This is a genomic window from Streptomyces europaeiscabiei (genome assembly GCF_001550375.1).
Taxonomy (GTDB): Bacteria; Actinomycetota; Actinomycetes; order Streptomycetales; family Streptomycetaceae; genus Streptomyces; species Streptomyces europaeiscabiei.
In genome coordinates this window covers 1-10,699 of the sequence record NZ_LRTR01000410.1, presented here as the reverse complement: position 1 = coordinate 10,699, position 10,699 = coordinate 1, and the positions used below count along the sequence as shown (strand labels likewise).

Annotated in this window: 11 protein-coding genes; 5 read left to right on the top strand and 6 right to left on the bottom strand. The window is 71.5% G+C overall.

What is annotated here, in order from left to right; all coding sequences use genetic code 11:
* From efeB to AWZ10_RS19725, 3 genes are all read left to right on the top strand, one after another.
* Nucleotides 1-1,145: iron uptake transporter deferrochelatase/peroxidase subunit (gene efeB, locus AWZ10_RS19735; RefSeq protein ID WP_060891709.1), on the top strand; the 1,145-nt coding region annotated here is incomplete at its 5' end.
* Nucleotides 1,146-1,149: 4 nt separating this feature from the next.
* On the top strand, nt 1,150-2,025 hold the full coding sequence (efeU, locus tag AWZ10_RS19730; protein WP_060891708.1) for an iron uptake transporter permease EfeU: 876 nt from the start codon (nt 1,150-1,152) through the stop codon (nt 2,023-2,025).
* Nucleotides 1,982-3,094 carry an SCO2278 family lipoprotein gene (locus AWZ10_RS19725; protein WP_060891707.1) on the top strand — a complete coding sequence of 371 codons (1,113 nt, stop codon included), beginning with the start codon at nt 1,982-1,984 and terminating at the stop codon, nt 3,092-3,094. The genes efeU and AWZ10_RS19725 overlap by 44 nt, the downstream gene beginning before the upstream one ends.
* Nucleotides 3,095-3,121: 27 nt before the next feature.
* Here AWZ10_RS19725 and AWZ10_RS19720 read toward each other — a convergent pair whose 3' ends face one another.
* Nucleotides 3,122-3,874: a bifunctional DNA primase/polymerase gene (locus AWZ10_RS19720; protein WP_046706077.1), complete on the bottom strand. Its 753-nt coding sequence runs from the start codon at nt 3,872-3,874 to the stop codon at nt 3,122-3,124.
* A gap of 223 nt (nt 3,875-4,097) precedes the next feature.
* Nucleotides 4,098-4,724, bottom strand: coding sequence for a TetR/AcrR family transcriptional regulator (locus tag AWZ10_RS19715; protein WP_060891706.1), 627 nt, complete (start codon nt 4,722-4,724; stop codon nt 4,098-4,100).
* A 96-nt stretch (nt 4,725-4,820) separates the two neighbouring features.
* Between AWZ10_RS19715 and AWZ10_RS19710 the strand changes: the two genes are divergently transcribed.
* Nucleotides 4,821-5,030 (top strand): DUF6243 family protein, encoded by a 210-nt coding sequence (locus AWZ10_RS19710; RefSeq protein ID WP_173531552.1) that lies wholly within the window; start codon nt 4,821-4,823, stop codon nt 5,028-5,030.
* A gap of 73 nt (nt 5,031-5,103) precedes the next feature.
* On the opposite strand, the gene AWZ10_RS19705 is transcribed toward AWZ10_RS19710, so the two are convergent.
* The 4 genes from AWZ10_RS19705 to AWZ10_RS19690 form a co-directional block, all read right to left on the bottom strand.
* The gene (locus AWZ10_RS19705) at nt 5,104-5,577 is read right to left on the bottom strand and encodes a GNAT family N-acetyltransferase (protein ID WP_046706074.1); all 474 of its coding nucleotides are present in this window, start codon (nt 5,575-5,577) and stop codon (nt 5,104-5,106) included.
* A gap of 76 nt (nt 5,578-5,653) precedes the next feature.
* On the bottom strand, nt 5,654-6,697 hold the full coding sequence (locus tag AWZ10_RS19700) for a small ribosomal subunit Rsm22 family protein (protein ID WP_046706073.1): 1,044 nt from the start codon (nt 6,695-6,697) through the stop codon (nt 5,654-5,656).
* A 113-nt stretch (nt 6,698-6,810) separates the two neighbouring features.
* A complete protein-coding gene (locus AWZ10_RS19695) occupies nt 6,811-7,989 on the bottom strand; it encodes a serine hydrolase domain-containing protein (RefSeq protein ID WP_060891705.1) in 1,179 nt (392 codons plus the stop codon).
* Entirely contained in the window at nt 7,941-9,407 is a 1,467-nt protein-coding gene (locus AWZ10_RS19690; protein ID WP_060891704.1) for a Bcr/CflA family efflux MFS transporter, read from the bottom strand. Before AWZ10_RS19690 ends, AWZ10_RS19695 begins: the two co-directional genes overlap by 49 nt.
* A 99-nt stretch (nt 9,408-9,506) precedes the next feature.
* Here AWZ10_RS19690 and AWZ10_RS19685 point away from each other — a divergent pair, with 99 nt between their 5' ends.
* Nucleotides 9,507-10,532 (top strand): Gfo/Idh/MocA family protein, encoded by a 1,026-nt coding sequence (locus AWZ10_RS19685; RefSeq protein WP_060891703.1) that lies wholly within the window; start codon nt 9,507-9,509, stop codon nt 10,530-10,532.
* Nucleotides 10,533-10,699: the final 167 nt, after the last annotated feature.

Sequence of the window (10,699 nt, the reverse complement as noted above, 5' to 3'; positions counted from 1 at the left end):
ACGCGGCCCCCGCGGCCGGGGCGGCCGTCGCCTTCCACGGCACCCACCAGGCCGGTATCGCCACGCCCGTGCAGGACCGGCTGCACTTCGCCGCGTTCGACGTGGAGACGGACGACCGCGCCGAGTTCGTGGCGATGCTGAAGGACTGGACGGCCGCCGCGCGCCGGATGACCGCCGGGAAGGCGGTCGGCGACGGCGCGTACGGCGGTCTGGCCGAGGCCCCGCCGGACGACACCGGGGAGGCGCTGGGGCTGAAGCCGTCCCGGCTGACGCTGACGATCGGCTTCGGGCCGTCGCTGTTCGACAGGTTCGACCTGGCGGGGCAGCGGCCCGAGGCGCTGGTGGACCTGCCGCAGTTCGCCGGTGACAACCTGGACCGGGCCCGCAGCGGCGGCGACCTGTGCGTCCAGGCCTGCGCGGACGACCCCCAGGTCGCGGTGCACGCCATCCGCAACCTCGCCCGCATCGGCTTCGGCAAGGTGTCGGTCCGCTGGTCCCAGCTCGGGTTCGGCAAGACCTCGTCGACCACACCAGAGGCGCAGACCCCGCGCAACCTCATGGGGTTCAAGGACGGCACCCGCAACATCGCGGGCACCGAGACGGACCGGCTGAAGAAGTTCGTGTGGGTGGGCGAGAAGGACGTCGACGAGAACGCGGCGTGGATGACCGGCGGCTCGTACCTCGTCGCCCGCCGCATCCGGATGCACATCGAGCCCTGGGACCGGACCTCGCTGCAGGAGCAGGAGGACATCTTCGGCCGTGACAAGGGCGAGGGCGCCCCGGTCGGCAAGGCGAAGGAGCGCGACGAGCCGTTCCTGAAGGCGATGCTGCCGGACGCGCACGTACGGCTCGCGCACCCCGACTCCAACCACGGGGCTACGCTCCTGCGCCGCGGCTACTCCTTCACCGACGGTACGGACGGGCTCGGCCGCCTGGACGCGGGCCTGTTCTTCCTCGCCTACCAGCGCGATGTGCGCACGGGGTTCATCCCGGTCCAGCGCAACCTGGCCACGGACGCGCTGAACGAGTACATCCAGCACGTGGGTTCGGCGGTGTTCGCGGTCCCGCCCGGTGTCCGGGACGCCGACGACTGGTGGGGCCGGGCGCTGTTCTCCGCGTCGGCGCCATCGACGACGGAGGGCTGAGCCGGTGTTCGCCAACTATCTGATCGGTCTGCGGGAGGGTCTGGAGGCCAGTCTCGTCGTCTGCATCCTCATCGCCTATCTGGTGAAGACGGACCGCCGGGACGCGCTCAAGCCCGTCTGGATCGGCATCGGTGTCGCCGTCGGGCTGGCGCTCGCCTTCGGCTGCGTCCTCGAATTCGGCTCCCAGGCGCTGACGTTCAAGGCGCAGGAGGCGCTCGGCGGCTCCCTGTCGATCATCGCGGTGGTTCTGGTGACCTGGATGGTCTTCTGGATGCGGCGCACGGCCCGCCATCTGAAGGCCGACCTGCACGGCAGGCTCGACGCGGCGCTGCGGATGGGCACGGGAGCGCTGGTGGCGACCGCGTTCCTCGCGGTGGGCCGGGAGGGCCTGGAGACCTCGCTGTTCGTGTGGACGTCGGTGCGGGCGTCCGGCGACGGCGCCGAGGCCCCGCTGATCGGCGCCCTGCTGGGCCTGGCGACGGCGGTCGTGCTCGGCTGGCTGTTCTACCGGGGCGCGCTGCGCATCAACCTGGCCAGGTTCTTCACCTGGACCGGCGGCATGCTCGTCGTGGTCGCCGCCGGCGTCCTCGCGTACGGCTTCCACGACCTCCAGGAGGCCGATTTCCTGCCCGGCCTGAGGGACAGGGCGTTCGACATCACGGGGACGATCCCGCCGGACAGCTGGTACGGCACTCTGCTGAAGGGCGTCCTCAACTTCCAGCCGGACCCGACGGTCCTCCAAGTCACGGTCTGGCTCCTGTATCTGATCCCGACGCTCGCGCTGTTCCTGGCCCCGGTAGGGTTCGCCTCCGGGAAGGGGAAGGTGAAGATTCCTGATGAGCAGGGTTCTCGGGGTTCTGAGCCCACGAAGGCTTCGTGAGGTTCGTCCGGTTCGTACAGGCGGGAGGTTCCTCGGACTCAGCCGGTACATCGGACTCAGTCGGTACAGCAGCCTCGGCCGGTACAGCGGGCTTCGGTCGTACGGCCGCGGCGCGCTGGTGACCACGGCGGTGACCGCGCTGTCGTTGACGGCGAGCGGGTGCGTGGTGGTCCGCGGCGACCTGGAGGTCGTCCCCACGACGACCCAGGGCGAGGCGGCGCGGGCGCTGAAGGACTTCACCACCGCGTACAACAAGGCGGACAAGGCGTACGACCAGTCCCAGGACGCCTCCCGGGTCACCGGCGCGCTCGCCGACATCGACGGCGGCAAGCTCCGCTCGGGCGCGAAGCTCAACCCGGGCGGCAACCCGAACCATGTGGCGCTGAAGCTGACCGACGTCACGTACACGATCCCGGAGAAGGCGGCCTGGCCACGCTGGTTCATGGCCGACGCGGCCGCCAACAAGGGCGACTCGAAGGACCGTTGGCTGTTCGTCTTCACCCGGGACGGGCTGACCGATCTGTGGGAGGTGTCCTTCCTCACGGTCGTGGCCGCCGCCGACATGCCCGAGTTCAAGAAGGACGAGAACGGCTACGCCCAGGTGGTCACGCCCAATGATCCCGAACTCTCCGTCACACCCGCGGAGTTGCCCGACAAGTACGTCACGTATCTGAAGGAGGACAGCGCCCTCTTCGCGGACGGGCCGTACACCTCCGAGGAGCGTTCCGAGCGCCAGCGGAACGCGGCGAAGCCGGGGCTGGCACGCCAGTACGTCGACGAGGCCCTCACCAACGGCGACTACGCGCCGGTCGGCCTGCGCACCACGGACGGCGGGGCGCTGGTCTTCTTCACCACCCGCCAGTACCAGAAGCAGACCGCCGCGCAGGGCGTGAACATCCCGGTCAGCGACGCGGCCGTCAGGGCGCTGATGACGGGCGAGCCGAAGCAGTCCCTGACCCTGGAGTTCGTGAACAACCAGGTGGTCCTCGATCCGGCGAAGACGGAGTCGGACCAGCAGGTGAGGTTCCTGAGCCAGGTGGGCGGGCTCACGGGGGCCAAGGGCGAGTGACGCAGGGCGGCCGACGGCCCGGGGGTGTCAGCCTCTGGAGGGCCAGGCCGCGTTCGTGTGGTCCGACTGCTCCCCCACATGGCGGGAGCAGGCGTCGGTGAGGATCTCCAGCAGGGTCAGCGGGTCCGGCAGCGGGTGCTCGGGGCCGCGTACCCAGTGGACGGTGAGGTCGCCGGGGAGCCGGGCCGGCGGTACGAGGACGTAGGACCCGCGGCAGTGCCAGCGCAGGCCCGGGTGCTCGTCCATGGTCTCCGGGTGGCAGTCCAGCTCGCAGGGCCACCACTCGTCCTCGTCCTCGGGCGTGCCCCGGGTGAGGGTGAAGAAGAGGAGCCGTCCCTCACCGGACTCGGACTCGAACTCCGCGACCGGCCCCACCTCGATCCCGGCGGCGAGCAGCCGCTCCAGGGCCTCGCTCCCGGCGGCGAACGGCACGTCCAGCACGTCGTGGACCATGCCGGTCGAGGTGATGAAGTTGGCCTGCGGCTGGTGCCGTGCCCAACGCTCGATCTGGGCGCGGTCGGTGGTGGACTGCGTCTGCCAGGCGAACGACACCGGGTGCCGGGCGGGGGTGGGACAGCCCACACGGTCACAGGAACACCGGTAGCCCGAGGGATACGCGGCGGGCGCGAGCGGGAGTCCGGCAGCGGCGGCGGCGAGCAGCAGTTCCTCACGGCCCGCTTCGTCGGCGGCCCCGTCGAGCGGGCGGCTGCTGCGCCGGGCGCGCAGCCACTCGGAGAACCTGCCCTGCCGACCGCTCCTGCCGCCGAACGTCGCGCTCATCTATCGCCTCGCCTCGCTGTGGTGCGGACAGCATGCTTCATCGTCCCACCATCCTGCGCCGCGGGCGGCCGGAGCCCACATCCGGGGTAGGTGGGGCGATGCCGGGGTGCGGACAGGGATGGTGGGCTATTGCATGCTTTGACGGTATTTACCTCCCGCCCGGCGGCCCACTCGGTCGGCACCTGGTCGGATTGATCACACCCGGGCGGCGGGTTGACCGGGGTCAGCGGGGCGCGAGGCCGTACAGGGCGTAGTCGACGAGTGTGTCCGTGTAGTCGTGGGAGATGGGTCCGGTCCTCTGGAGCCAGCGCTGGGCGAGGGGGGAGATGAAGAGTTCGAGGGCGATGCGCGGGTCGAGGTCGGGCCTGATCTGCCCCGCACCCTGCGCGGACTCCAACCGCTGCACATAGAGCTGGAGTTGGGGTTCGAGGAGCCGGGCCACGAACTCCTCCGTGAGCTTCTCGTCGACGACCCCGGCGGCGGCGAGGGCGCGGGAGGGGACTTCGAACTTCGGATCGAGGAGTTCGTCCACGGTGGCCCGCAGGACGTTCTTGAGGTCGGCCACGAGGTCGCCGGTGTCCGGGATGGCGTACTCCCGCTCCCGGTCCGGCCCCGCAGCCTGCTCGGCGGCCTGTTCCTGCAGATCGAGGAACGCCTCCAGCAGCACCTCCGCCTTCGAGGACCACCACCGGTAGATCGTCTGCTTCCCGACGCCGGCGCGGGCCGCGATGCCCTCGATGGTCGTCTTCTGGTACCCGACCTCACCGACGAGGGCGAGGGCGGCGTCGTAGATGGCACGGCGCGACTTCTCGCTGCGCCGGGCGGAATCAGGGGCGGTCTTTTTGGCCATGCCCTGAATTTACCAGGTTGACAAGACGATACGTCTCGCCTGATGGTGGTGAACGTAGGCGAGACGAACCGTATCGTCACAGCGAGGGAGACTGTCATGACCCGAGGTGGAGCAGGAAACATGCTGGGAGTGGGCGGTTCCCGCCGGAACCTGGGCCGCGAGGCCCTGCGCGGCGGACCCGCGAACGGCCGTGTCGGCGGCGGCCTCGACCCCCAGGCCCAGAAGCGGGAGCTGCTGCGCAAGCTCCAGGAGAAACGCCAGGAAGCGGAGACGGGAACGGAGGGTACGACCGGCGAGTCCTCGTGAACCACAGGGGCTGAGCCGGGCCACCAGGAGATGAGACCTGCTGGGTCGGCTCAGCGGCGGCACGGGGCGGTCGTCATCCGCCCAGCTCCAGCACCGCCACCGTCTGGTGCCCGCTGGTCTCCCCCGTCGTACGGAAGCCGAGGCCGAGGTAGAAGGCCTCAGGGCCGTCGGGGCCGGGGTGCCAGGTGACGTACAGCTTGCTGCCGCCGCGGCTGCGGATCTCGGCGGCCACCGACTCGACGGCGAAACGGCCGTACCCCCGCCCCTGTTCGTCGGCGGCGATGTTGAGACGCCAGAGCCCGGAACGGATGTCGGTGCCCGAGCCGTCGCCCTTCCAGTCGATGTCGAGGAAGGCCATCAGGAAGCCGACGGCCCGGTCGCCGTCCCGGATCAGCCGGGGCCAGGCGACACCGGGGTGGACGTACGCCTCGGCCAGCGACTGCGCGACCGTCTCCACCAGGTGCTCCTGGTCGGGGCGGATGCTTACGGCGAGTGCTGCTTCGAGGTTGGCGGGGGTTATCTGTTCCAGGCGCGGCGTCGTCGACATGATCGACTACATAGCCAGAAGGGGTGCAGGTGTCGCAAGCGGTTTGGCGGTGCGGGCGCGAGGTCGGGGCAGGGAGTCAGTCGGTGCCGCCGTCGGCGGCGGGCGGCCAGGCGTCGCCCCACTCCGTGTCGCGGGCCGCCCGGTAGAGGAGGCCGTGGCGCTTGGTGACGGTCGTCCGGCTGAGGGCGGGAACAGCTTCGGTCCCGGTCCCGGAGCCGGTGACCGTCTCCGTTTCGCAGAGGTCCAGGAGGACCTGGCCCTTGCGGATCTGGGGCTTGCGGACGACGCGGGAGGAGGCCGGGGCCGGGGGGAAGCGGGTGGCGGCGACGTAGCTGAACTTCTCGTCCTCGTACGGCAGGGAGCCGCCCTTGACCTGACGGTGCAGGGAGGACCGGCTGACGCGGGCGGCGAAGTGGCACCAGTCCTCGCCGGGGACGATGGGACAGGCGGCGCTGTGCGGGCAGGGCGCGGCGATGCGGAACCCGGCGGCGAGGAGACGGTCCCGGGCCTCGATGACGCGGGTGTACCCGTCGGGGGTGCCGGGTTCGATGATCACGACGGCCTGGGCGGCGGTCGCGGCGGCCTCGACCACGGCCGCACGGTCGGCTGCGGTCAGCTCACCGAGGACGTAGGAGACGGTGACGAGATCAGTGCTCTCGATGGTGAGCGCCGATCCGATACGAGAGCGCTGCCACTCGGCGGCCTTCAGCTCCGGGTTGGCCGCGGCGATCTCCCGCCCGAGCGTCAGCGCCGGCTCCGCCCAGTCGAGCACCCTCACCGGCCGGCCGCCCTCCCAGGTCGCGTTCACCGCCCATGTGGCCGCGCCCGTACCCCCGCCGACATCCACATGGCTGCCGGGCACCCAGCCGGGCACCGTCACCGCGAACGCCTCCAGCGCCGAGCACACCGCCTCGAACGTCGCCGGCATCCGGTACGCCGCGTACGCCACCACGTCCGACCGGTCCCTCAGCACCGGCGCATCCGTCGGCGTCCGCCCCCGGTAGTTCGCGATCAGCCGCTCCACCGCCTGCGTGGCCGACTTCGGCGGAAGACCGTCCAGAAGCCCGGCGAGGGCGGTGCGGAGGGTGTCGGCGCAGGAGGCGGGGGCGGGGGCGTTCACGAAGCGATTCTAGAGGGCCGTCGTCACCCTCTCGGCGAGCACCTGGAGCGCCGGCGGCCACGGTCGGGAGGACCGGCCCCACTCCCCCGCGCCGTCACCCCGCCCACGCCTGCTCACCTTCCCCGCACCGCGCGCGCCACCCGGGTCCCCGCCGCCGCGCGTGCGGCGTTGATCGGTTCACGGCGGCGGGGATGGACCGCGTTGGTGAGGAGGACGAGGAAGGTGTCCGTCGCCTGGTCCAGGACCAGGGACGTGCCCGTGAACCCGGTGTGTCCGGCCGCACCCCGGCCCGCCAACTCGCCCATGAACCAGGACTGGTCGAGGGCGAAGCCGAGTCCCGGCGGGGTGAGCATCAGCTCGACGAAATCGGGGCCGAGGATGCGCGCGGGGCCGTAGGAACCGCCCGCGAGCAGGGTGCGGCAGAAGATCGCCAGGTCCCGGGCCGTCGAGAAGAGGCCCGCGTGGCCGGCCACACCGCCGAGGGACCAGGCGTTCTCGTCGTGGACGCGGCCGCGGACCATGCCCCGGTCCGCCTTCGCCCAGGGACGGCGCTGGTCCTCCGTCGCCGCGGCGGCCGGGCAGGGGCCGAACGCCGTCGACACCATGCCCAGCGGATGGGTGATGCCGTCGCGGATCAGGACGTCGAGGGTCCGGCCGGTCAGCCGTTCCAGGACGTGTTGGAGGAGTAGGAGATTCAGGTCGGAGTAGAGGTGGGCCGTGCCGGGGGGCGACATCGGGGCCTCCGAGCGGAGCATCGCCAGACGGGCGGCCGGGGACGGGCAGCCGTACAGCGGCAGTTCGGGGCGTAACCCGGAGGTGTGGGTGAGGAGGTGGCGGACGGTGAGGTCGTGTTCGGCGGCGCCCGTGAAGTCGGGGAGGTACGCCGCCACCTTCGCGTCGATGCCGAGGGTGCCGCGTTCCAGCTGCTGGATCGCCGCCACCGCGGTGAACAGCTTGGTGAGGGAGGCCAGGTCGAAGGGGGTCCGGGGGGTCGCCGACACGCGGGCGTCCGGCGGGAGTTCTTGTCCCCTGTCGGCGCGTTCGTCGTAGGCCTCGTAGCGGACCGCCCAGCCCGCCGCCTCCTCGACGGCGATGACGGGGCCGCGGCCCGCGAGGACGACGGCGGCGGGGGCCCGGGGGCGGTCCCCTTCCGTCAACGCGCGCACGTCCCGTACGAGATGGCGCAGTTCCTCGGGGTCGAGTCCGGCCCGTTCCGGGGTGTCCGTGCGCAGCCTCGGCACGCTCAGCTTTCCGCTCCCTCCACCGTCGTACGCCTGTTCCAAGGACGGCACAGTGCCACGAAGCACGTCGCGGCCACCAGTGTCGCGGCCAGTTGGACGACGGCCATGGGCACGGCGGTGTCCTCGCCCGCGACGCCGACCAGGGGGGACGCTATCGCGCCGATCAGGAAGGACGAGGTACCCAGCAGGGCCGACGCGGAACCCGCCGCGTGGCGCACCCGCATCAGGGCGAGGGCCTGGGTGTTGGGGAGGGTGACACCCATCGCCGACATCAGGACGAAGAGGGCCGCCGCCACCGGGGTGAGGCCGACCTCGCCGAAGACACCCAGGGACATCAGCAGCAGCGCGGTCGCCGCCAGCGCGACGACGGTGAGGCCCACCGCGAACACCTTGTCCAGGCTCACCCGGCCGACCAGGATCTTTCCGTTGATCTGGCCGACGACGACGAGGCCGACGGAGTTGACACCGAACAACAGGCTGAACGTCTGCGGGGAGGCGCCGTAGATCTCCTGGATCACGAACGGGGAGGCGCTGATGTACGCGAAGAGGGCGGCGAAGGCGAAGCCGCCGGCGAGCGTGTAGCCCATGAAGACCCGGTCGGTGAGCAGACCGCGCATGGCGCTCAGGGTCTCGCCGATGCCGCCGCTGTGGCGTTCGGCGGGGGCGAGCGTCTCGGGGAGCTTCGCCCAGACGACCGCGAGCAGCGCGATGCCGATGACGGTGAGGACGACGAAGACGCCCCGCCAGTCCGTGACCCGGAGGATCTGGCCGCCGATCAGCGGCGCGATGATCGGGGCCACCCCGGAGATCAGCATCAGGGTCGAGAAGAAGCGGGCCATCGCGTCGCCGTCGTACAGGTCGCGGACCACGGCTCGGGCGATCACGATCCCGGCCGAGCCGGCGAGGCCCTGCACCAGGCGGAAGGCGATGAGGGTCTCGATGGTGGGGGCGAGGGCGCAGAGCGCGGTGGCGACGATGTAGACGGCGAGGCCGAGGAGCAGCGGGCGGCGGCGGCCGAAGCGGTCGCTCATCGGGCCGATCAGGAGCTGGCCGAGTGCCATGCCGGCGAGGCAGGCCGTGAGGGTGAGCTGGACCGTGGTGGCGGGGGCGTGGAGGGAGTCGGTGACCTCCGGCAGGGCCGGGAGGTACATGTCCATCGCGAGGGGCGGGGTGGCGGTGAGGCCGCCGAGGATCAGGGTGACGAGGAGACCGGTACGGCGGAGGGCGGTGGGGTCCGTCTTCGACGACTGTGGCTTCGCCGACCGCGGCCTCGACGGCTGTGACTGTGACTGCCGTGGCTTCGGCTGCTGTGACTTCGACGGCTGTGGCTGCGTCGGCGGTGCCTTCGAAGGCTGTGACTGCGACGGTTGCGAAGGCCGCTGTTCCGCCGCAGGGCCCGGCTTCGCGTACTGCCCCGCCGTCGTGTTCGGCTCGGCCGCCGCCGAGCCCGGTATGTGCCCCTCGGGCATGTGCCCCTCCCTCTCCGTTCGGTCCGCCACCTATGCTCTCAGCTCGTACGACGTGGGCGGGGTCACAATCCCGCCCCGGGGCCGAGGACAGGGGTGGCGATGTCGAACGACGGACGTGTGCGGTGGGGGATCCTGGCGACCGGAGGGATCGCCGCGGCCTTCACGGCCGACCTCGTCGACCTGCCGGACGCCGAGGTCGTGGCGGTGGCCTCGCGGAGCGAGGCCTCGGCGAAGACCTTCGCGGAACGGTTCGGGATACCGAGGGCGTACGGCGACTGGCGCGCGCTCGCCGAGGACACCGACGTGGACGTGGTGTACGTCGCCACTCCGCACGCGGCGCACCGGGTCGCCGCCGGGATGTGTCTGGAGGCGGGGCGGAACGTGCTGTGCGAGAAGGCGTTCACGCTGAACGTGCGGGAGGCGGAGGAACTGGTCGCGCTGGCGCGGGAGCGCGGGCGGTTCCTGATGGAGGCCATGTGGATGTACTGCAATCCGCTGGTGCGGCGGCTGGCCGAGATGGTGCGGGACGGCGTGATCGGTGAAGTACGGACCGTTCAGGCCGACTTCGGGCTCGCCGGGCCCTTCCCGTCCTCGCACCGGCTGCGGGATCCGGCACAGGGCGGGGGCGCGCTGCTCGACCTCGGTGTGTACCCGGTGTCGTTCGCGCAGCTGCTGCTCGGGGAGCCGTCGGACGTCACGGGGAGAGCGGTGCTCTCCGAGGAGGGCGTCGATCTCCAGACCGGAGCACTGCTCTCGTGGGAGAGCGGTGCCATCGCTTCGGTGCACTGCTCCATCGTGGGCGGCACGGGCACGTCCGCCTCGGTGACCGGTTCCGAGGGCCGCATCGACATCCCGTCCGGGTTCTTCTTCCCGGAGCAGTTCGTCCTGCACCGCGACGGCCGCGACCCGCAGACCTTCACCGCCGACCCGGCCGACGGCCCCCGCAACAGCCTCCGGCACGAGGCGGCCGAGGTCATGCGGGCCCTGCGCGCCGGCGAGACCGAGTCCCCGCTCGTCCCCCTCGACGGCACCCTCGCCGTGATGCGCACCCTGGACGCGATCCGGGACGGCATCGGGGTGCGGTATCCCGGCGAGGAGCGCCTGAACGAAGGTTCGTTCGCGTAAAGGGAGGGCGGGCGGGCGAGGGCCGGGGTCGGGGTCGAGGGCCAGGGCGGGGCCGGCGAAAACGAAGGTTCGTTCCGCATCGGCCCCACACCAGCCCGCATCGGACCTCCGCCTGCCAACCCCGCCCACAGAACGAAGGTTCGTTCGCGGCCCGCCCGCCCCCGCCC

Coding starts and splice junctions, on each gene's coding strand:
- AWZ10_RS19725 (WP_060891707.1), top strand. CDS start 1,982: ATGAGCAGGGTTCTCGGGGTTCTGAGCCCACGAAGGCTTCGTGAGGTT.
- AWZ10_RS19720 (WP_046706077.1), bottom strand. CDS start 3,874: ATGAGCGCGACGTTCGGCGGCAGGAGCGGTCGGCAGGGCAGGTTCTCC.
- AWZ10_RS19715 (WP_060891706.1), bottom strand. CDS start 4,724: ATGGCCAAAAAGACCGCCCCTGATTCCGCCCGGCGCAGCGAGAAGTCG.
- AWZ10_RS19710 (WP_173531552.1), top strand. CDS start 4,821: ATGACCCGAGGTGGAGCAGGAAACATGCTGGGAGTGGGCGGTTCCCGC.
- AWZ10_RS19705 (WP_046706074.1), bottom strand. CDS start 5,577: ATGTCGACGACGCCGCGCCTGGAACAGATAACCCCCGCCAACCTCGAA.
- AWZ10_RS19690 (WP_060891704.1), bottom strand. CDS start 9,407: ATGCCCGAGGGGCACATACCGGGCTCGGCGGCGGCCGAGCCGAACACG.
- AWZ10_RS19685 (WP_060891703.1), top strand. CDS start 9,507: ATGTCGAACGACGGACGTGTGCGGTGGGGGATCCTGGCGACCGGAGGG.